Below are 20,560 nucleotides of genomic sequence, written 5' to 3' on the forward strand. Positions count from 1 at the left end.
GCCATGACAGAAAAGCCGCTCATAACATTCGATCAGGTGTGGAAGACCTACGGCGAAGGCGAAGCCAGCGTTCATGCCCTGGCGGGCGTCGACCTGTCGATCCGGCGCGGCGAGTTCGTCGCGATCATGGGTCCGTCAGGTTCCGGCAAATCGACCGCCATGAACATCATCGGCTGCCTGGATACGCCGACCTCCGGGCGCTATGGCTTTCTAGGCGTCGATGCCGGACGGCTCGACCGCAACCGGCGCGCTGTGCTGCGCAATCTCTATGTCGGCTTCGTCTTTCAGGGCTACAATTTGCTGCCGCGCACGACGGCCGCCGAAAACGTCGAACTGCCGCTGATCTACCGCGGCGCGCCGGCCAGCGAGCGGCACAAGCTGGCAGCCGAAGCGCTGGAACAGGTCGGCCTGCTCGGCCGGCAGGGCCACACACCCGCCGAGCTTTCCGGCGGCCAGCAACAGCGCGTGGCAATCGCCCGCGCCATCGTTACCAAGCCGACGCTTCTGGTGGCCGACGAGCCAACCGGCAATCTCGACACCGCGCGCAGCCATGAGATCATGGAACTGCTGACGCGTCTCAATCAGGATCTTGGCCTGACCGTCGTCATGGTCACGCATGAGGCCGATATCGCCGCCTACGCCCAGCGCACGATCGGCTTCCTCGACGGCCACATCGCCTCCGACCAATTGAACCGGAAGGCTGCCTGATGCTCTGGGAAACCATCCGCCTCGCTCTGCTTTCTGTCCGCCGCAACGTGCTGCGCTCGTTCCTGACGCTGCTCGGCATCGTCATCGGCGTTGCCGCCGTCATCGCCATGATCACGATTGGCTCGGGCACGACGGAAAAGGTCAAGAACGACATTTCCAAGCTCGGCAGCAACCTGCTCGTCGTGCGCGCCGCCCGGCCCGAGCGCGGCGGCTCGACCTCCTTCACGCCGCGACGGCTGGAAGAGCGGGACCTGATCGGCCTGCGCAAGGGGCTGACCAACGCCAAGGCGGTTTCGGCCGCATCTCAAAGCACCGTACGCGTCGTCTATGGCGCGGAAAACATCGCCGCCCAAGTGACGGGCACAGATACGGATTTCTTCATCGCGCGCGACTGGGATGTCTCGAGCGGCCGCATCTTTTCCGAATCGGAGGTACGCAGCGGCGCCGGCGTCTGCATCCTCGGCGAAACGGTGCGCCAGCAGTTTTTCGGCGCCGGCGATCCCGACGGCATGTCGGTGCGCGTCAACAAGACGAGCTGCAAGGTCATCGGCGTGCTGCAGGCCAAGGGCACATCCGGTTTCGGGCAGGACCAGGACGCCGTCGTGATGATGCCGCTCGGAGCATTCCAGCGACGCATCGCCGGCAACCGCAACATCGACGCGGTCTACATCGCCGCGCAGGACGGCGTCGCCACCTCGGCGGTGCAGGAAAGCATCGAAGGCATCATGCGCGACACGCGGCGCCTCGCACCCGACGCCGACGACAATTTCGAAGTCCGCGACATGACCCAGATCGCCGACGCCATGACCAGCGCCACCACCACCATGACCGGCATGCTGGGCGCTGTCGCCGGCGTCAGCCTGCTTGTCGGCGGCATCGGCATCATGAACATCATGCTGGTTTCGGTGACGGAGCGCACGCGCGAGATCGGCATCAGGCTGGCCATCGGCGCGCATGAAAAGCACATCCTCATCCAGTTCCTGGTCGAAGCAACGGTGCTGTCGCTGCTCGGCGGCCTCATCGGCATTGCCATCGGCCTGGCGCTTGCGGGAGCGGCTTCGCTGACGCTATCCATCCCCTTTGCGCCGAGCATTCCAATCATCCTACTTGCGGTCGGCTTCTCGGCACTGATCGGGATGGTGTTCGGCTTCTTCCCGGCCCTCCGTGGGGCAAGACTGGATCCGATCGACGCGCTACGGCACGAGTAGGCGTAGCGCTATTCCGTTACCGAAAAATGCCACTCGATCAGCGGCACCATGTGAGGCATCAACCCTTCAGGCCGGTCATCCGGGCCGCGGATGATGACCGGAGCTTCGATCTCCGGTTCAGGATCGGCGGCTACGAACTCGCGAATGGCTTCGGCAATGACGTCGGCGTTCTCGTCGATATAGTAGCGGCGGAAGATCACGGTGCCTGCCTCGGTCGAGTAGGCGTGATAGCGCTTGCCGCGCACGAGATGGCTGATGTTGATGCCGGTTTCCTCGTCCACTTCCCTAACCATGTTGAAATGGAGGTCGGCGATGCCATCGACGAAATCGATCGGCTCGAACGAACCGGCTGCGAAATAGACGCGTCCGGCATTGACCGTATGCGCGCCCATGCGGATGGCAATCAGCGCATCGTCGCGCGACACCAGCATGGCATGCGCATAGGCGTGCTCGCCGCCTGAGACCGCACGATGCTTGCGCCAATGCATGAAGGTGGCGAAGCGCACCGCATGGCAAACCCCTTCCAGCCTTCCAGCCTTGTAGGAAAGCCCGGAGAGCAGCACCACCGTGCCGTCGAACAATGCCGGATTGGCGGCTTTTTCCGCCAGCCAGTTTTCCTCGATCGCCGCCGCGTTGGCCAGTTCGAAGGGATGCGGCGAGGCATCGAGCCGGACTTCTATGCCGTCCACCGGCAGGATGGTGTTGCGTGGAATCTCGAAATCCATCGAATTACCTGATGTTCAGCGTCACCGCGACGGGGCAGTGATCGGAGGCTTTCGGTCGGTCCCAGCCGGCGCGCGGGTATCGCTCGACTTCCTGGCCGGGCGGGAAGATCGTGCGCCAGGGCTGCCCCTTGCGGACGATATCCGGCACCGCGCCGGCATTTTCCCGCGCAAGCGACGGCGACACGAGGATATAGTCGAGCTGGCACAGATGCCGTTCCTCCGGTCCCCGCGTATGGTAGAGCGTCCAGCGGTCGATTTCGGGGCGTCTTTCGACGAGGTTTTCGGCAAAGCCGTCGGCAAGCAGCACGTTGAGGCACGACTGCGTTTCATTGACCACGGTGAAATCATATCCGGCATGCGAGCCGCCGCCGATGACCACGCGCTGGCGATAGTCGTTGAAGTCGCCGCAGATCACCCAGCGCTTGCCGGCAGTCTGATCCTTGCCGAACCGATCCTCGATGATGCGGCGCACCGCCTTGGCCTCGGCTTCGCGGATCGGCATGGAGGCATCGCGGCCCGGCACGCCATTTCGCGGACTGCCCATGGATTTGAAATGGACGGAGTAGATGGTGAGTGGCCGCCCGCCGATCTTGACGTCGATCTCCAAACAGTCGCGCCGGAAAATCCGCTCAAACGGCTCGTTACCGGTTGCGGTGAGCTCCGGCGACTGGAGCCCGAATTCCTCGTAGGTCACATGGGCGTGGCTGGTCATCCGCACGAATTCGATCGGCTCGCCATCCGCCGTTTCAGTTCGCATCATCACGGCAACATCGATGCCGCGCGTATCGTTGCCGGAGGTCGTGTATTTCTGGCGATAACCCTGCCCGACCATCTTGAACAGATAGCCATACTCGAAGGCACGCAGCGCCTCGATATTGTCGACCTCCTGCATGCAGATGATGTCGGCGCGCGTCTCGGCGATCGCCAGCGCCGTGAGCTGGCGCATGTCGTCGGTGTGGGCGATGGCGCGGGCCTGTTCGAGAAGCCGGTACTCCGCTTCGTCCTTGATCTCGAACAGGGCCAGCGTCCGGTCCTGATTGAGCTGGTTGCGGTAACCGGAATAGTCGAACCTGTTCATGAGGTTTTCGACATTGAAGGTGGCGAGGCGCAGCGACATGGGCGCGAGCTTTGCCCGCAAGCACGGTCAAAAACAAGGGCCGGTTGCAGTTTCAGGAATCGGAAACGTCCGTTCATCGACCGTTCAGGGTCAAAGTTCGATCATGATCGCAGTTGGGCAATGGCTTGCAGAAGTTGTTCCTCTGGAGATTTCAATGAAACCGAACCTTTCGTCATTGGTGCGCTCGGGGCTGATCGCCCTCGGCGTTCTGGCTGGCGTTTCTGCGCCGGCACTCGCTCTTCCCGCCACGGCCCCATTGCAGGGCATGGCGCCGGCCACGGACAACGCTCTGCCGCTCATAAGGGTCGGCAGCGGCGAATGGGAGCCGGGCTGCCCGCCGGGCTCATCATGCTTCCGTCGCGGCGGCGGTGGCGGCGGAGTTGTCATCCGTCAGCGTGACCGCGAATACCGGCAGGGATGGAACCGTCCGGGCAATTGGGAGAGGCCGCGCCGCAACTGGGATCGCCCGCGCTGGCGCAACAACGAAAACTGGCGCTATCGTCACCACCGTCCGCGTCCCTACTACGGCGGCTATGGTGGCTACGGCGGCTATGACGGGTACTACGGCGGCTCCGGCATCTATTTCAATTTCTCGGCTCCGACCTACCGCTATGTCGAACCTCAATATCGCTACGTTCAGCCACGCCGCTATCAGCGTGCCCGGCTTTCTCGCGCGCATGTGAACTGGTGCTACAACCGCTACCGGTCTTATCGCGCCTATGACAACACGTTCCAGCCCTATGGCGGGCCGCGGCAGCAGTGCTGGTCGCCTTACAGCTGACGGTTGGTCTTCCACTGCATTGAGAAACGGCGCCGTCCCCGACGGCGCCGTTTTTGCGTCCGCCGCAGGGCATTTAAGCGATGGCTTAAGGATTTCTTGAGCGTCGGAACATATGATTTTGGCAGACCGTCAAATCACACCGCGCAAGCGTTTTGGGGAGCTCCGCGTGGCTGAGCCTGAAGATGCCGAGAACAGACGCCAACACCGCCAGCGTGTGCTGAAGGGTGCATCGATCCTGAGCGGTATCACCAATTCCGAGGTCAAATGCACCATCCGCAACATGCACAAGGATGGCGCGGAGCTTAAGATCTCGATCTATTCGCAGGTTCCACCGGAGTTCCTGCTTTATGTACCGGTCGACGGCATCGCCTACAGGTCCGTCGTGCGCTGGCGCAAGGATGATCGCATTGGCGTCCAGTTCACCGGCACCGAACCCAAGCCCAGCTGGCACTACGGCTGACGCGGAAAAGCCGGCGGATTGCTCCGCCGGCTTCGCTAAACCTGATGCTGAGTCAGCTTAGTTCTTCGCCTTGTCGACCAGCTGGTTCTTGGCGATCCACGGCATCATGGCGCGCAGCTTCGAACCGACTTCCTCGATCTGGTGGCTGTCGTTCATGCGGCGGATGCCCTTGAAGCGGGCAGCGCCCGAACGATATTCCTGCATCCAGTCGGAGGTGAACTTGCCGGTCTGGATGTCCTTCAGCACGCGCTTCATCTCGGCCTTGGTCTCGGCGGTGATGATGCGCGGGCCCGAAACATATTCGCCCCACTCGGCAGTGTTGGAGATCGAGTAGTTCATGTTGGCGATGCCGCCTTCATAGATCAGGTCGACGATCAGCTTCACTTCGTGCAGGCACTCGAAATAGGCCATTTCAGGCGCGTAGCCACCTTCGACCAGCGTCTCGAAACCGGCGCGGATCAGTTCGACCAGACCGCCGCAGAGAACGACCTGCTCACCGAACAGATCGGTTTCGCACTCTTCCTTGAAGTTGGTTTCGATGATGCCCGAACGGCCGCCGCCAACGCCGCAGGCATAGGACAGACCGAGGTCGAGCGCGTTGCCGGAAGCGTCGTGATGGACGGCAACGAGGCAAGGCACGCCGCCGCCCTTCTGGTATTCACCGCGCACCGTGTGGCCCGGGCCCTTCGGCGCGACCATCAGAACGTCGACGGTCTTCTTCGGCTCGATCAGGCCGAAATGCACGTTGAGGCCGTGCGCGAAGGCGATTGCGGCACCGTCGCGGATGTTCGGCGCGATCTCGTCGCGATAGATGTCGGCCTGCAGTTCGTCAGGCGTCGCCATCATCATCAGGTCGGCCCACTTGGCGGCTTCTGCGACGGTCATGACCTTGAGGCCATCTGCCTCGACCTTCTTGGCGGTTGCCGAGCCGGCCTTCAGGGCGACGGCAAGTTCCTTGGCGCCGGAATCCTTGAGGTTGAGCGCATGGGCGCGGCCCTGCGAGCCATAGCCGATGATGGCGACCTTCTTGCCCTTGATCAGATTGAGATCGGCATCACTATCGTAATAAACGCGCATTTTGTCTTCCTTCCCTTCGGGGTGTTTCAGGGGCCGGCTCAGGCCGCCCCGGTTTTTGCTCTGTAGAGAGCCAGAAACTGCCGCGTCGCATCGGCCGCATCCTGGCCGATCTCCGCGTCAGTCAATTCGAGACGGTCGCCGAGCAGCAACCGGATTTGCACGTCGCGGCCGACCAGGCCGAAAAAAGTCCGGAAAGCCGTTTCGGTGTCGCTGAAGTCGAGCAGGCCCGCATCGCGGCCAGCCTCCAGCAGCGGCTTCAGCCGCTCGCCGATCGCGATGCGCCCATTGGCGAGCACGATGGCGCCCAGATTATCCTCACCCGAGCCGGCATGCGAGATCGCAACCCGGTTCAGCGCAATCGAGGTCCTCGACGAAATCACCGAAAGCCAGTTGGCGGCAAAACCCTCGAGGCTGGCGCGCAGCGCTGTCGCGTCGAGATGCTGGCGATCGTAATTGCCGGCCCGCACTTTTGAGGCCTGCCACCGCACTGTCGCGGTCAAAAGCCCGTCGCGGTCGCCGAACCATTTGTAGAGCGTTTCCTTGGAGCAGCTTGCCCGCCGCGCTACGGCGGTCATGGTCAGGCGATCGCCCTCCTCGACCAGAAGGCGCAGAACAGCGTTCAGGACGTCTTTTTGACGTTCCGTCAGCTCTTCGCCGTCATTGGTCTCAATGGCCGCTTCCACCAGTCCGCTTCCTGAAATCCTGTTCAACGAAACAAAGCCGTACCGTACGTTACGGTTCGCACCTTATGCCGAAATACTGATATCATGGCAAGCGTCTTTCTGGGCCCAAATGGATTCGGAGATTCCAATAGGCCCGAAAGGGTCGACCACCGTACCCGAAACCATGGCCGCCAGAAGCTTTGGCGCTGGTGGGATGCGTGCCAAAATTGGTACGAGACGATCTCGTACAAGTGGCAAAAGCACGGAATTCGACTGATAGAAGGGCGTGAAGCACATGGACAGGGCCTGGAAAACCCTGACGTGAAGGCGGCGCGCCCGCGCATAGGCCTCAAGCGCGGAGGGAACGTCATCCGAGCGCTCGATCGCATAAGCAAGTGCTGCAGCATCGAGAAGAGCCATATTGGCCCCCTGTCCCAGTTGGGGACTGGTCGAATGCGCAGCGTCTCCGATGATTGCAAAACCGCGTCCAACGGGCGGCAGCAGCGTGTGATGCGCGTAGTGGGCGTGGGTGAGCTGGCCAAAATCATGGATCTGGTCGAGATAGGGCTGGCAGTCCGGCCAAAGTGCCGCGACCTGTTCCTTCCACGCGGCAAGGCCCTTCTCGCGCACGCGAGCAACGTCAGCGCTCTCAATGCTCCAGAAGAAGGCAGCCATTTTGCCGCCATCGGGTTCGGCGCGTCCAATCGGCAGCACGCCGATCATCACGCTGGCGCGGTCATAACGCTGCAGGAGCGCATGTTCGTCGAAACCTTCCCCGCGCCAGGCGAGCGAAGCCCAAAGCGCTCCATATTTCAGCGGCCTGGCCTCCCGCGGCCTGCTCGCCATTTGCCGGAGCTTCGAACGTGATCCGCTTGCGTCGATGACCAGGTCGAACCTGCCAAGCACCGATCCGTTTGCGCCGGTCAGCGTATGCTTTTCGCCGCCCGCGACGACGGACTCGACGTCTGCTCCGGTATGAATGGCTATGTTTTGGCGCTGCACCGCCTTGTGCAGCACGCCGAACAAAGCTGCGCGATGAACGGCGATACCAAAGCGGTTGCCTGCTGCGACATTGTAGGAGACGTCGAGTACCGTCCGCCCAGACTTTGCATCGGCCCCGTAGAGCCTGTCGATGCGGGCGCCAAGCGCACTTATCTCGGCGAAAAGGCCAAGGTCACTCAATACGGAGAGGCCTGTTGGTTGCAGGATCAATCCAGAACCGACTGGTGCGGGCTTGTCGAAGCGCTCGAAGATGGTCACGCGATGACCAAAGCGCTTCAGATAGAGGGCCGCAGCCAACCCGGCCGGTCCAGCGCCCGCAATCGCGACCTCGAGTGATTTCCGCATGATGCCTTGCTGATGAAGTCAGATCGCCTGATCTGTTGCGGAAATCAAAGGGATTGGCAATGCGTCGCGTTGACCAAAATGGAATTGAAATCACAGATCATTTTCCCGAACAGGGTCTAATTCACAGACAGAATCTCGTCCATATCCAGTGACGCAATACGCACACTGGAGAGAACCATGTCCCCTGCAAGGAAAGTCGCGCTCGTCGTCGGCGCCAAAGGCGTCATTGGCGGCAACCTCATCGATCACCTCATAGAGCTTGGCGATTGGGACATCATCGGGTTGTCGCGGCGCGGCGGGGCGGCGACGGAGCGTCTGCATCACATATCGGTCGATCTTCTGGACAAGGAGGACGCGACGCAAAAGCTCGCCGGGTTGAGCGACGTCACCCACATTTTCTACGCGGCCTATCAGGATCGCCCGACTTGGGCCGAACTCGTTGCACCGAACCTGGCGATGCTGGTCAATGTCGTCGATGCCATCGAACCGGTGGCGCCGCACCTCGCCCATGTCAGCCTCATGCAGGGCTACAAGGTCTATGGCGCGCATCTTGGGCCTTTCAAGACGCCGGCGCGTGAGACCGACGCCAACCACATGCCGCCCGAGTTCAATATCGACCAGCAGGCGTTTCTTGAGCGACGCCAGCAGGGCAAGTCATGGAACTGGTCAGCGTTGCGCCCGTCCGTCGTCGTCGGCTTTGGGCTTGGCAATCCGATGAACCTCGCAATGGTCATCGCCATCTATGCCGCGATGTCGAAGGAACTTGGCCTGCCGCTGCGCTTTCCCGGCAAGCCGGGTTCCTATGACAGCCTGCTGGAAATGACGGATGCCGGCCTGCTGGCGCGGGCGACCGTCTGGGCAGCCACCGACCCACGGTGCGCCAACCAGGCCTTCAACATCAACAATGGCGACCTGTTCCGCTGGAGCGAGATGTGGCCGAAGATCGCGCGCTTCTTCGATCTCGAAGTCGCGCACCCTTTGCCGATGTCGCTCAACACCATCATGGCCGACAAGGAGCCGCTGTGGGACGCCATGGTGGAGAAGCACGGGCTTGCACCGCATGCCTACCAGGATGTCTCAGCATGGGGCTTCGGCGATTTCGTTTTCTCGTGGGATTACGACTTCTTCGCCGACGGCACCAAAGCGCGACGCCTCGGTTTTCACGAGTTCGTCGACACCGAAGCCATGTTCATGAACGTCTTCGAAGATTTCCGCCGGCGCAGGATCATCCCGTAACCGGAGGCGAAGCCACCTCGCCTCAGACAGCCACCTGCGTGCCGATTTCCACCACGCGGCCAGTCGGTATCTGGAAATACTCTGTCGCGTCGGCGGCACTGCGCGCCAGCCCGATGAACAGCCGGTCCTGCCACAGCGGCATGCCGGAATTGGGCGAAGCCTTCAGCGAGCGCCGCGACAGGAAGAACGACGTCTCCATGATGTCGAACTTCCAGCCCTGCTGGCGGCAGATGACCAGCGCCTTCGGGATGTTTGGGTGCTCCATATAGCCGAAGGTCAGCGACACGCGCATGAACAGGTCGTTGATCTTTTCCATCTTCACGCGCTCGCTTTTGGGCACGAAGGGTTGCGGAGCGGTCACGACTGACAGGATCACATTGTTTTCGTGCAGCACCTTGTAGTGCTTGAGGCTGTGCATCATCGCGGTCGGCGCGCTTTGCGGGTCGCTGGTCAGGAACACTGCCGTTCCAGGCACCAGCCTGGGCTGCTTTTTCGCAAGATTCTCCGCCAGGAAGTCCAGCGGCACCTCGTTCTTGCGTGTCTTTTCAAACAGCATGTTGCTGCCGCGCACCCAGGTGGACATGACCAGGATCACCACGAATGCAACCACGAGCGATGCCCAGCCGCCGTCGAAGACCTTGACGATGTTGGAAACGAAGAAGCCGACATCGATCAGCCCGAACAGCGCCGTCAGTGCAACCGCCAGGCCGAGCGGCCATTTCCAGATACGCTTCATCACCACGAACAGCAGCGTCGTCGTCACCAGCATATTGCCGGTGACGGAAATGCCGTAGGCGGCCGCCAGATCGCTCGATTGCTGGAACCCGACGACCAGCAGCATGACGCAGATCGCAAGGAAGGCGTTGACGCGCGGCATGTAGATCTGGCCCAGCTGCGTCTCGGACGTGTGCTGGATTTCGAGGCGCGGCAGCATGTTGAGCTGTACGGCCTGCCGTGTCAGCGAATATGCGCCGGAGATCACCGCCTGGCTGGCAATGACCGTGGCCGCCGTCGCCAGCACCACCATCGGCACCAGCGCCCAACCCGTATTCATCTCGAAGAACGGGTGGCCAATCCTGCCTTCATTGGCCAGAACATAGGCCCCTTGCCCGAAATAATTGAGCAGCAGGCAGGGAAACACGATCCAGAGCCAAGCCAGCACGATCGGCTTGCGGCCAAAATGGCCAAGATCGGCATAAAGTGCCTCGGCGCCCGTCACGGCAAGAAAGATCGCACCGATGGTGACGAAGGACACGCTCGGCGAATCCGCCAGGAAATCAACGATGTAGATGGGGTTCAGGGCGTAGAGGATCGTCGGCGCATCGGCAATATGGATCAGTCCGGAAATGCCGATGGCAACAAACCACAGCAGCGTGATCGGGCCGAACACCGTGGCCACGCGGCCTGTGCCGAAGCGCTGTACGGAGAATAATATGGCCAGGATCAGCAGCGTCAGCGGCACGACATAGGGGTCGAATGCCGGCGTGACCACCTCCATGCCTTCAACCGCCGAAAGAACCGAGATCGCCGGCGTTATCACCGCGTCGCCGAAGAACAGCGCCGCACCGGCCATGCCAAGAGCGAGAACGATCCTGGAGCGCTTCTTCAGCACAGCTTGCACCAATGCCATAAGCGAGAGCGTTCCGCCCTCGCCCCTGTTGTCGGCCCTGAGCACAAAAATGATGTATTTTATGGTGACGATGATCGTCAGCGCCCAGACGATGAGCGAGAGCACACCCAGAACCGCCTCTTCGGAAGCAATAGGCCCACGGCTGGCGGACGCGACCAGCGCCTCGCGAAACGCATAGATCGGGCTCGTCCCGATGTCGCCATAAACGACGCCAAGGGCGCCGAGCATGAGAATACCGGTATTCTGCGAGTGTTCGCTCGCGGGCGCTGCTTGTTGTATGGGCTCTGCCTCAGTACCAAGGTTGGTATGGGCCATGCATGACACTCCGATGAGGCGGCGGTCATCTACTCCTGCTGCAGCGCAATAGCAACAGTCGCACCGCGACAGCTCGCCGCAGCCAGGATTGCGAGCCTACCATCCGCAAGCTCGTAAAAATCGCCGCGTCGTCTCGGCCATACCATATTCCAAAGCATCCGCCGTCAAGCCGTGCCCGATCGATACCTCCGCCAAGCCAGGAATCCGTTTGGCAAGCGCCGGCAGATTGGCAACGACCAGATCATGCCCCGCATTGACGGCAAGCCCTGCAGCGATAGCTGCGTCGGCCGTTTTCCCGAGCTTTTCCAATTCCTTGCGCGCTTTTTCGGAATCGGAATGGCAACTACCATAGGGCCCCGTATAGAGCTCGATGCGATCGGCCCCGGTGTCGCGCGCGGCTGAAACCTGCGATGGTTCGGGATCGGAAAACAGCGAGACACGAAATCCGCCCTTCTTCAATCTCTTGACGATCGGTGTCAGAAATGTTGATCGCTCGGCGAAGTTCCAGCCGTGATCCGATGTCGCCTGCGCAGGGTCGTCAGGCACCAAAGTCACCTGTTCCGGCTGATGCTTTTCCACAAGAAGCAGGAAATCCTCGGTCGGATAACCTTCGATATTGAATTCCGCCTGCGGAAATTCATCGTCTATGAGCGCCCTGATCTCGGGCAGATCGGACAGCCGCGTATGGCGCTCGTCCGGCCGCGGATGCACCGTCAAGCCGTGCGCGCCGGCAGCAAGGGCGGCTCGCCCCAGCCCGGTCACGCTCGGCCACGGCAGGTCGCGGCGATTGCGCAGCATGGCAATGGCGTTGAGGTTGACGGAGAGTTTTGCGGGCATGTCGGCAGCCTTGTTCCTGAAGAGGGCAGCCGTTCTATAGCCTGTCTTTATGGAACAGACAGCGCCCTTTGTGTGTTCCAGTCTGACAAGATTGGAATGTTTGAAAGCAGGGGGCTCCACCCATGCTAAATCCATTGGATTCCATGCCGGCGGTTCGGCGCATCGAGACGAACCGGGACAACGCATATGCCTTTGAGATCACCGGGCATATTTCGGCAGCCGATGTCGAGAATTTCTACGGCCTTCTGGAAGGCGCCTATGCCCTGCATGATCGGATCGACCTGCTGGTGAAGATGGTGGACAATGATGGCGTAGACTGGAGCGAGATTTCGCCCGATACCACTTCGGAAGGCCGCGACATTGCCTCGAAACATATTCGTCGCTGCGCAACGGTCGGAAAATCCAGCGGCGCCAGGTATCTGGAGCGGTTTTTCAAGCCACCTTCCCCAGTCGAAACAAGGCATTTCGACACCGACGAAGAAATGGAAGCCTGGGCATGGCTGGGTGCGTCGCCGGCAGATACGGAGTGACGCCAGGCGGACGGTGGGTTAAGCAGCGCGGTCACATTCCCGTCACGGCCCCACGTCAAACAACCGCCATCATGCCGAACATTCGCATCATCGATTCGATCACCGATCCGGGCTCCCCTTCGCGCCCCAATGAAGACGCCGCCGGCGGCAACGCCTCATGCGCCTTCGTCATCGACGGCGCTACCGGTCTCGGCGGCAAGAGCATCGTCGGGCTGAATGGCTCCGACGCGGCGTGGCTTGCCCAGTTCGCGAAAAGCTCGTTCGAACAGACCGTGCGCAACGGTCGCCCGATGGCCGATATCGTGCAGGAGTTCAACGCCTGCGCGGCCAATGTCGTTCAGGAGGCAGCCAACGCCCTGCCGATCGAGCCATGGAACCTGCCGATCGCCGGCTTTCAGATGGTGCGCATAGAAGACGGCGCGGTCGTCACGCATGGGCTTGGCGACTGCCGCCTGTTCCTGCTGGGTGCGGATGGTGTGGAATTCGACACCAGCGCCATCAAGGGCGGCTTTGCCGACGAGCGCGACGGCGCGCGGCTGGCAATTGCTCACACCGGCGGATTTTCCGCGCATCAGGCATTGGCGGACGATCCGGTCGTGCGCGACGAATTGCGCAAGCACCGTGCCGCATACAACCAGTCGGACTCCGGCGTCTGGACCTTGGGGACGGAACCCGCGGCGGCAAAGCATCTTGCCACCGAACCGCTTCGAACCGCACTTCCCGCAATGGGTCTTCTCTGCAGCGACGGCTTCGCAGCGTTGTGCGACCAATATGGCCGCTATGGCGTCGGCGAGTTCGTGAAAGCCGCCCGCGATGCCGGCCTGTCGGCCCTGCTGGAAGAGTTGCGCCGGATCGAGCGTGTCGAAGATCCCGACGGTCACAAATTCCCGCGCTTCAAGATGAGCGACGACGCCACCGCGGTACTGTTCGAGATCGTTGCCTGATCGGCGTTGTGGCTATCGGACGATCGTCAGCCGTTCAGCCGCACGCGTGATCGCCGTGTAAAGCCAGCGCTGGCGCGTGTCCTTGAAGGCAAAGCTTTCGTCGAACAGCACGATATCGTTCCACTGCGAGCCCTGCGCCTTGTGAACGGTCAGCGCATAGCCATAGTCGAAATCGTCAAAACGCTTCTTCTGCTGCCAGGGAACGTCAGCGTCCGGGTCCTCGAACACCGCCTTCAGCAGCTTGATCTTGGCGACGCCGCGATCAGGATCGTCCTCTTCCGGCGACACCAGCAGATTGATGCCGGGCTTAACCGTCTCACGCGACGAGGTCATCACCTTCCACAGCGAACCGTTGAGCAGCCCCTTGGAAGGGTCGTTGCGCAGGCAGACGAGCTTGTCGCCGGCCTGCGGATAGCTGGCGGTAAACCCTTTCAGCTCGCGCAGGCGATGGTTGTAGCGCTTGCGCGTGCGGTTTGTGCCGACCAGCACCTGATCTGCCGCCAGTACCAGTTCCTGCGTCACCTGCTCCTTGCCGATGACCTGCGCGGTGCCATAGTCGCCGCGCATGAACTCACGGCCCTCGCGCACGTCGAGCGCCAGCCGCAGGATCGGGTTGTCGCGCGCCTGACGATGGATTTCGGTCAGCAGGAAATCGGGCTCATGCTCGGTGAAGAAGCCGCCACCCGAGATCGGCGGCAACTGGCCGGGATCGCCCAGAACCAGGATCGGCGTACCAAAGGAAAGCAGATCGCGGCCCAGTTCCTCGTCGACCATCGAGCATTCGTCGATGATGACCAGCTTGGCCTTGGAGATCGGGCTCTGGCGGTTGAGGGAGAAGGTCGGCGACATCGACGTCTTGCCGGTCGTCTCGTCCGACACCGCTTCCTCGCCTTTCGGGCGGTAGATCAGCGAGTGGATGGTGCGGGCATTGGTTGCCCCCTTCGAGCGCAGTACCTGCGCTGCCTTGCCGGTGAAGGCGGCGAACTGCACCTGGCCGTCGACATGCTCGGCGAAATAGCGCGCCAGTGTCGTCTTGCCGGTGCCGGCATAGCCGAACAGTCGAAAAACCTGCGGTTTTCCGGTCTTCAGCCATCGCGCCACCGCCTGCAGCGCATCATCCTGTTGCGGAGAGAATTCCATGATTTCGACAGACAGGATTCGCGCGCGAAGGGCAAGACGCAATCGGCGTTCCGGCTTTGATCACGCTGGCGCGCCGTCGGAAATCAATGCCGCAAACCGGCCGAGATCGACATTGCCGCCACTGATGATGACGCCGACCCGCATGCCCCTGACCAAGTCGGGCGCGTTGCGTGCAGCCGCAAAACCGAGGCAACCGGTCGGCTCCACCACCATCTTCATACGCTCGGCGAAAAACCGCATGCAGTCGACAAGCTGGGCATCCGAAGCCGTCAATATATCGGCCACATCGTGCCGGATGATGTCGAAGGTCAGTTTCCCGAGCGACGGGGTTTGCGCACCGTCCGCGATGGTCCTTGGCGTGCCGATACTGACGATGTGCCCGGCCCGGAAAGATTGCTGGCCGTCATTGCCCGCTTCCGGTTCGACGCCGTAGATTTTGCATTGAGGCGACAGTGCCTTGGCTGCAAGCGCGCTGCCAGCCAGCAGTCCGCCACCGCCGAGACAGACGAACAAAGCATCGAGTTCGCCGACTTCCTCGAAAAGCTCCTTCGCCGCCGTTCCCTGCCCGGCGATGATATCGGCATGATCGTAGGGTGGAATGAGCGTCGCTCCCGTCTCTTCCTGCAACCGGCGCCCGATTTCGTCGCGATCCTCGCTATAGCGGTCATAGGAGACGATCTTGCCGCCATATCCCTTCGTCGCGTCGCGCTTCGCGGCAGGCGCGTCTTCCGGCATGATGATGGTGGCGGCGATGCCAAGAAGCCTGGCTGACAGGGCAATGGCCTGCGCGTGGTTGCCGGACGAGAATGTCAGGACGCCCGCCTTCTTCTGCGCGTCGGTGAAACGCGATAGCGCATTGAACGCACCGCGGAACTTGAAGGCGCCCATGCGCTGCAGGTTCTCCGCCTTGAAAAACAGCTTCGCGCCGAGTTCGCTGTCGATGGTGCTGGAGGTAAGAACCGGTGTCTTGTGCGCCTGCCCTTCAATGCGGCGAGCCGCAGCGAGAACATCTTCATAGGTCGGGAGAGCTTGCATGGAGCGGTCTTTCTTGGCGGCAGATGATTAGTTGAAGCGCAGTAGGTCACCCGCCGTGCAGCGGGTCGTTCTCAAGCGCGATCGGTTTGCCATGCGGGGTCGCATGAGCCGCGCGCTGCCACGCCGCCGCAAGCTGGTCGACATCCCGCGATGGCGCAACGCCTTTTGCGGCAAGCAGCTTTTCCAGGGCGGCCAGCCAATGCGCATAATAATCATGGCCGTCTTCGGCAGCGCCGGGCTGCTTCACCTCCGCCGACAGCGCTTCGGCCCACTCGCTCCATGAAAACAGCCCGCGCTCGTGCAGTGCGACGACCATGGCGAAGGCTTCCGCCTGCCACGGTTCGGCAAAAACCGGTGCATCGGCGGATAATCCGGGCAACGCCTCACGCCGGTTCAAGATAGCTCTCCCAGGCATCGATGCTGACCGTCAGCGTCGGATCAGCGCCCTCGCCCCAGATTTCGCGGCCATCGAAGACGACAGTGTAAACCCATTGCGGGTTCTCACCCTTGCCATGCGCATTGCTGTCGGGAAAGACGAAGCCATCGCGTACCGCCTCGACCGTTCCGAGCTTTCCGCGAGCATAGCGCGGCAGCCGCGTATGGCCTTGCGGGTTGAAAGTCTTCGTCCGCACCTTGTCACCGGCAACAAAGCGCGGCTCGGTCGGCACCGGTCTGTCGCAAGGCCCACCCTTGGCCAGCGCGGCAGGAGTGTTTTCCGCCTTCAGCACCCGCTTCGGCGTGGTTCCATCGCTCAGGGCCTTGCCCTGTGCAAGTTCGTCTACCGTCACGAAACCATGACGCTCAAGCAACACCTCCAGCGCCTTGGTCCAGATTTCGTAATAGCTCGAGGAATAATAATCAGCCGGATGCAGGCTTTCGCGCGCATGCCGGCTTTCGTCAATGTTCCAGTGACCCATCGCCCCGGCCGTCAGCGTCACGCCCAGCGCCCGCTTTTCCCATTCGGCGTGGAAGAGCGGCTCGTCCTTTTCGGGCGCGACCGGCCCAAAACCCATCTGTCCACCAAGGTCCTGCGGCCCGTTCATGCCGCCTCCCTGGCAAGCCCGGTGCCGATCATCGAATCCCGCGTCACCAGCTCAGCGAGCTGTTCCTCGCTCCAGCCGTCAGTGCCCGCAGGCCGTGCCGGCACCACCAGGTAACGAAGCTCGGCGGTCGAATCCCAGACACGAATTTTCGTTTCCGCAGGCAGAGTTACGCCGAATTCCGCAAGCACGCCGCGCGGGTCGATCACCGCCTTCGAGCGATAAGGTGGCGCCTTGTACCAGACCGGCGGCAGGCCCAGCACTGACCACGGGTAGCAGGAACACAGCGTGCAGACGACGATGTTGTGCGTTTCAGGCGTGTTGAACACCGCCTGCATGTGCTCGCCCTGCCGGCCGGTAAAGCCGAGCGAGGCGATGGCAGCCGTCGCATCGCGTTTCAGCCAATCGGCAAAAGCCGGATCGCTCCACGCCTTCGCCACCACTTTCGCGCCGTTGCGCGGGCCGACTTTGGTTTCATAGGTCTCTACTATCACGTCGATTGCCGCCGGATCGATCAACCCTTTCTGGGTCAGGATCGTCTCTAGCGCCCGCACCCGCGCGGCCATTGGGTCGAGTTCGTTGTCGTGGTGGTGGTGATCGTGGTCATGTGACATGGGCGAAACCTAAGCCTGACCTGCGCGGTCGGCAAGCGTGTCGCCTTGGGCCAGCCGTTGTTTGTGCGTGACCCGGCCACCGGTTATCGTCGAGCCATGCGGGTCTTGATTCTAGGCGGCAGCGGCTTCATCGGTTCGGCAGTTGCGAAACTGCTGTCGGATCGCGGAAACTCCGTTACCGCTCTTGCCCGCGATGTCTCGCAGCCGAAACGTCGAATGCCGCAGATTGAGTGGATATCGGCCGACATCGCCAGGCTGCTCACTCCGGAAGCCTGGTTGCCGCTGCTGAAAGATATCGACGCAGTGGTGAACTGCGCCGGCGCCTTGCAGGACAGCGCACGCGACAATGTGGCAGCCGTTCAATACGATGCCATGCGGGCGCTCTACGAGGCTGCGGGCGGTTTGAACATCAAGCTCATAGTCCAGATTTCCGCACGGGCCTACGGCGCCGCTGCTGACCTTCCATTCCTGTCCACCAAACAAGCTGCCGATGACGCGCTGAAAGCCTCCGGCGTTCCCTTCGTCGTGTTGAAGCCGGCCGTGATTATCGGCAGAAACACCTATGGCGGCTCGGCACTGCTGAGGGCCTTGGCGGCATTTCCGCTTGCAACGCCGCTGGTTCACGCCGACGCTCAAATGCAGTTTGCATCGCTTGACGATGTGACTGCTGCCGTTGCGGATGCCGTGGAAGGCGAGATCGAGCCTTGCAGCGATCTCGACCTTGCCGCGCCGGAAACCCTTTCCCTCTCCGAGGCAGTTGCCATTCACCGCCAGTGGTTGGGATTGCCTCCGGCACCGTTCATCGCCGTACCCGCATTTGTCGCCCGGGCCGTCGCTTCGGTTGCCGATCTGCTTGGCGGGCTGGGCTGGCGATCACCCATGCGCTCCACCGCCCTCGATGTGGCTGCCGCCGGGGTGTCAGGGCATTTCGCCTCGCCTGACCGGCAGCTGAAATCCCTTTCCGAAACCCTTGCGGATATGCCGGCAGGCGTTCAGGAACTTTGGTTCGCCCGGCTCTATCTTCTCAAGCCGGTCATTTTCGGCACGCTCAGCCTGTTCTGGATATTGTCTGGTGCGATCGCGCTGCTTCGCTTCGGCGCCTCGACGCAGCATCTGGTCGAAGCTGGCGCGTCGTCTGCTGTTGCCGCGTTTCTGACTTTCATCACTAGCGTCGCCGATATCGCGCTCGGACTCGGCGTCATTGCTCGCCGCCACTCTAGCGTAGCGCTCAAAGGCATGATCGCCCTGTCGCTGGCCTATCTCGCGGCAGCCACGTTCCTGACGCCGGGGTTATGGGTCGACCCGCTCGGGCCTCTGGTCAAAGTGCTGCCATCCATCGCATTGGCGCTCGTGGCGCTCGCGATACTGGACGAGCGCTGAGCCATGGAAGAGCTTGTGCGCCTCATCCATGTCCTCGGCGCCACTGTCCTGTTCGGCACCGGCGCCGGCATCGCCTTCTTTATGGTCATGGCCCACCGCACCCGCAACCCGGCAATCATCGCTCATGTCGGCGGGACGGTTGTGCTGGCCGATACGGTCTTCACCGCAACCGCTGTCATCCTCCAGCCCATCACTGGCGCGTGGCTGGCGCATGAGATCGGCTGGTCGCTCGGTGAAGGCTGGATCGCGCTTTCGCTTGTGTTCTATGTCGTCACAGGGCTGTTCTGGTTGCCGGTCGTCTATATCCAGATACTGATGCGCAATCTGGCGCGGAAGGCAGCGTCCGACGGCACGGAGCTACCCGCACGCTATTTCCGCCTCTACCGGATCTGGTTCGCCTGCGGCTTTCCGGCGTTCTTCAGCGTTCTCGCCATCTTCTGGCTGATGCTGATCAAGCCGGCGATCGACTTGTTCTGACCGCTATTTCAGCATCGGCCACAGTGTCGCGGCCAGCAAAACGCCCATGGCGATGTTGAACCATTTTAGCCGCACCGGATCGGACAGGAAGCCGCGCAGCGCCATGCCGAACCCGGCCCAGGACGAAACGCTCGGCAGATTGACCAGCGCGAAAGCGACCGAAATCAGCAGCACAGACAGGAACGGCGCTGCGGGATTGGTGTAGACGGCCATGGCGGTGATCGCCATCACCCAGGCCTTGGGATTGACCCATTGAAACGCCGAGGCCTCAAAGAAGGTCATCGGCCGCGCCTTCGCCTCGCCGCTCTTGCCCATCGAGCGCGACATGGCGATCTTCCAGGCAAGGTAAAGCAGATAGGCACCGCCTGCGATCTTCAGCACGGTGTGCAGGGCCGGAAAGGCCGTCAACACAGCACCTAGCCCGAAACCGACGCCGAGCAGCAGGGAGAGAAAACCCATGCCGATGCCCAGCATATGCGGAATGGTGCGCACGAAGCCGAAATTCACGCCCGATGCCAGCAGCATGAAATTGTTCGGCCCCGGCGTGATCGAGGTTACGAAGGCATAGACGAGAAGGGCAAGAAAAGCTTCCGAGGACATCGTTCACCGAATATAAGTCAGCAACATTGACCTTCTTAACACGATCCATCTCATCGCATCCGGCCGATCTTTTGGCCCAGCCGAAGCCTTTTGAGGATGGCTTGCTTACATCCCCTGCGGGCCGCGGTTCATCGCCGCCACGCCGGTGCGGCAGACTTCCACCAGTCCGAGCGGCTTCATGATGGCGATGAACTGCTCGATCTTCGACACCTTGCCGGTGATCTCGAAGATGAAATGTTCGGTGTTGGCGTCGATCACATTGGCGCGGAAGGCTTCGGCCAGGCGCAATGCCTCGACGCGGTGGTCGCCCGTTCCCGCGACCTTGACCAGTGCGAGTTCACGCTCCATCGGCCGGTCCTGCCCCAGCTCGCCGGCCAGCACGGTAAGATCGACCACACGATGCACCGGCACGATACGCTCCAGCTGATGCTTGATCTGTTCGAGCACATGCGGCGTGCCGCGCGTCACGATGGTGATGCGCGACAGGTGCTTTTCATGCTCGGTCTCGGAGACCGTAAGGCTCTCGATATTGTAGCCGCGGCCCGAGAACAGGCCGATGACCCGGGCAAGAACGCCCGGTTCATTGTCGACCAGCACCGACAGCGTGTGGTTTTCCGGGCGCTCGGTCTCCTTGGCGATGAAATAGGCGGAGCCGGTCGGTTGTAGCTGTGCGTTCATGATTGAATCTCGTTCTCAA

Annotated in this window: 23 protein-coding genes; 9 read left to right on the plus strand and 14 right to left on the minus strand. The window is 61.7% G+C overall.

Translation table 11 applies throughout. The features are described 5' to 3' along the window. The first annotated feature begins 3 nt into the window (after window positions 1-3). Both G6N74_RS07455 and G6N74_RS07460 read left to right on the plus strand, forming a co-directional pair. Window positions 4-708 (plus strand): ABC transporter ATP-binding protein, encoded by a 705-nt coding sequence (locus tag G6N74_RS07455; RefSeq protein ID WP_165115936.1) that lies wholly within the window; start codon window positions 4-6, stop codon window positions 706-708. Next, window positions 708-1,916 (plus strand): ABC transporter permease, encoded by a 1,209-nt coding sequence (locus G6N74_RS07460; protein WP_165115938.1) that lies wholly within the window; start codon window positions 708-710, stop codon window positions 1,914-1,916. The genes G6N74_RS07455 and G6N74_RS07460 overlap by 1 nt, the downstream gene beginning before the upstream one ends. Before the next feature lie 8 nt (window positions 1,917-1,924). Here G6N74_RS07460 and G6N74_RS07465 read toward each other — a convergent pair whose 3' ends face one another. Together G6N74_RS07465 and G6N74_RS07470 are read right to left on the minus strand one after the other, a co-directional pair. After that, window positions 1,925-2,641: a hypothetical protein gene (locus G6N74_RS07465; protein WP_165115940.1), complete on the minus strand. Its 717-nt coding sequence runs from the start codon at window positions 2,639-2,641 to the stop codon at window positions 1,925-1,927. Between the two features lie 4 nt (window positions 2,642-2,645). Continuing rightward, the gene (locus G6N74_RS07470) at window positions 2,646-3,758 is read right to left on the minus strand and encodes an endonuclease/exonuclease/phosphatase family protein (RefSeq protein ID WP_165115942.1); all 1,113 of its coding nucleotides are present in this window, start codon (window positions 3,756-3,758) and stop codon (window positions 2,646-2,648) included. Between the two features lie 154 nt (window positions 3,759-3,912). Between G6N74_RS07470 and G6N74_RS07475 the strand changes: the two genes are divergently transcribed. Both G6N74_RS07475 and G6N74_RS07480 read left to right on the plus strand, forming a co-directional pair. Beyond that, a complete protein-coding gene (locus G6N74_RS07475; protein ID WP_165115944.1) occupies window positions 3,913-4,539 on the plus strand; it encodes a BA14K family protein in 627 nt (208 codons plus the stop codon). 166 nt (window positions 4,540-4,705) lie between these two features. Beyond that, a complete protein-coding gene (locus G6N74_RS07480; RefSeq protein ID WP_165115946.1) occupies window positions 4,706-4,999 on the plus strand; it encodes a PilZ domain-containing protein in 294 nt (97 codons plus the stop codon). Between the two features lie 57 nt (window positions 5,000-5,056). Here the strand turns inward: G6N74_RS07480 and ilvC are convergent, their stop codons facing one another. From ilvC to G6N74_RS07495, 3 genes are all read right to left on the minus strand, one after another. Beyond that, on the minus strand, window positions 5,057-6,076 hold the full coding sequence (gene ilvC / locus G6N74_RS07485) for a ketol-acid reductoisomerase (protein ID WP_165115948.1): 1,020 nt from the start codon (window positions 6,074-6,076) through the stop codon (window positions 5,057-5,059). A gap of 38 nt (window positions 6,077-6,114) precedes the next feature. Further along, complete coding sequence (locus tag G6N74_RS07490; protein ID WP_165115950.1) at window positions 6,115-6,759, minus strand: TetR/AcrR family transcriptional regulator C-terminal domain-containing protein; 645 nt, start codon at window positions 6,757-6,759, stop codon at window positions 6,115-6,117. 63 nt (window positions 6,760-6,822) lie between these two features. Next, window positions 6,823-8,085 (minus strand): FAD-dependent oxidoreductase, encoded by a 1,263-nt coding sequence (locus G6N74_RS07495; RefSeq protein WP_165115952.1) that lies wholly within the window; start codon window positions 8,083-8,085, stop codon window positions 6,823-6,825. Window positions 8,086-8,262: 177 nt separating this feature from the next. Here G6N74_RS07495 and G6N74_RS07500 point away from each other — a divergent pair, with 177 nt between their 5' ends. Then, window positions 8,263-9,321 (plus strand): SDR family oxidoreductase, encoded by a 1,059-nt coding sequence (locus G6N74_RS07500; protein WP_165115954.1) that lies wholly within the window; start codon window positions 8,263-8,265, stop codon window positions 9,319-9,321. Between the two features lie 22 nt (window positions 9,322-9,343). Here the strand turns inward: G6N74_RS07500 and G6N74_RS07505 are convergent, their stop codons facing one another. After that, window positions 9,344-11,266, minus strand: a complete 1,923-nt coding sequence (locus tag G6N74_RS07505) for a potassium transporter Kup (RefSeq protein ID WP_165115956.1) — start codon at window positions 11,264-11,266, stop codon at window positions 9,344-9,346. Window positions 11,267-11,362: 96 nt separating this feature from the next. Next, window positions 11,363-12,103: a pyridoxine 5'-phosphate synthase gene (locus G6N74_RS07510; RefSeq protein ID WP_165115958.1), complete on the minus strand. Its 741-nt coding sequence runs from the start codon at window positions 12,101-12,103 to the stop codon at window positions 11,363-11,365. Between the two features lie 122 nt (window positions 12,104-12,225). On the opposite strand from G6N74_RS07510, the gene G6N74_RS07515 reads away from it, so the two are divergent. Further along, entirely contained in the window at window positions 12,226-12,633 is a 408-nt protein-coding gene (locus tag G6N74_RS07515; RefSeq protein WP_165115960.1) for a SpoIIAA family protein, read from the plus strand. A 71-nt stretch (window positions 12,634-12,704) separates the two neighbouring features. Next, window positions 12,705-13,577: a hypothetical protein gene (locus tag G6N74_RS07520; protein ID WP_165115962.1), complete on the plus strand. Its 873-nt coding sequence runs from the start codon at window positions 12,705-12,707 to the stop codon at window positions 13,575-13,577. 12 nt (window positions 13,578-13,589) lie between these two features. On the opposite strand, the gene G6N74_RS07525 is transcribed toward G6N74_RS07520, so the two are convergent. Genes G6N74_RS07525 through nthA form a run of 5 tightly spaced genes read right to left on the minus strand, consistent with a single transcriptional unit; the run spans window position 13,590 to window position 17,406 of the window. Beyond that, window positions 13,590-14,717, minus strand: coding sequence for an ATP-dependent DNA helicase (locus tag G6N74_RS07525; protein ID WP_165116781.1), 1,128 nt, complete (start codon window positions 14,715-14,717; stop codon window positions 13,590-13,592). Between the two features lie 60 nt (window positions 14,718-14,777). Further along, entirely contained in the window at window positions 14,778-15,752 is a 975-nt protein-coding gene (locus G6N74_RS07530) for a threo-3-hydroxy-L-aspartate ammonia-lyase (protein WP_165115964.1), read from the minus strand. A 46-nt stretch (window positions 15,753-15,798) separates the two neighbouring features. Then, entirely contained in the window at window positions 15,799-16,167 is a 369-nt protein-coding gene (locus G6N74_RS07535; protein WP_165115967.1) for a nitrile hydratase accessory protein, read from the minus strand. Next, window positions 16,136-16,795, minus strand: a complete 660-nt coding sequence (gene nthB / locus G6N74_RS07540; protein ID WP_165115969.1) for a nitrile hydratase subunit beta — start codon at window positions 16,793-16,795, stop codon at window positions 16,136-16,138. The genes G6N74_RS07535 and nthB overlap by 32 nt, the downstream gene beginning before the upstream one ends. Further along, window positions 16,792-17,406 (minus strand): nitrile hydratase subunit alpha, encoded by a 615-nt coding sequence (gene nthA, locus G6N74_RS07545; RefSeq protein WP_165115971.1) that lies wholly within the window; start codon window positions 17,404-17,406, stop codon window positions 16,792-16,794. Before nthA ends, nthB begins: the two co-directional genes overlap by 4 nt. Window positions 17,407-17,502: 96 nt before the next feature. On the opposite strand from nthA, the gene G6N74_RS07550 reads away from it, so the two are divergent. Both G6N74_RS07550 and G6N74_RS07555 read left to right on the plus strand, forming a co-directional pair. Continuing rightward, window positions 17,503-18,786 (plus strand): SDR family oxidoreductase, encoded by a 1,284-nt coding sequence (locus tag G6N74_RS07550; protein WP_165115973.1) that lies wholly within the window; start codon window positions 17,503-17,505, stop codon window positions 18,784-18,786. 3 nt (window positions 18,787-18,789) lie between these two features. Next, window positions 18,790-19,263: a DUF2269 family protein gene (locus tag G6N74_RS07555; RefSeq protein ID WP_165115975.1), complete on the plus strand. Its 474-nt coding sequence runs from the start codon at window positions 18,790-18,792 to the stop codon at window positions 19,261-19,263. A gap of 3 nt (window positions 19,264-19,266) precedes the next feature. Here G6N74_RS07555 and G6N74_RS07560 read toward each other — a convergent pair whose 3' ends face one another. Then, a complete protein-coding gene (locus tag G6N74_RS07560) occupies window positions 19,267-19,863 on the minus strand; it encodes a LysE family translocator (RefSeq protein WP_165115977.1) in 597 nt (198 codons plus the stop codon). Window positions 19,864-19,968: 105 nt separating this feature from the next. After that, window positions 19,969-20,541: an acetolactate synthase small subunit gene (gene ilvN, locus G6N74_RS07565; RefSeq protein ID WP_091914830.1), complete on the minus strand. Its 573-nt coding sequence runs from the start codon at window positions 20,539-20,541 to the stop codon at window positions 19,969-19,971. Window positions 20,542-20,560 lie beyond the last annotated feature (19 nt).

It is taken from the genome of Mesorhizobium zhangyense (assembly GCF_011045115.1).
Taxonomy (GTDB): Bacteria; Pseudomonadota; Alphaproteobacteria; order Rhizobiales; family Rhizobiaceae; genus Mesorhizobium_M; species Mesorhizobium_M zhangyense.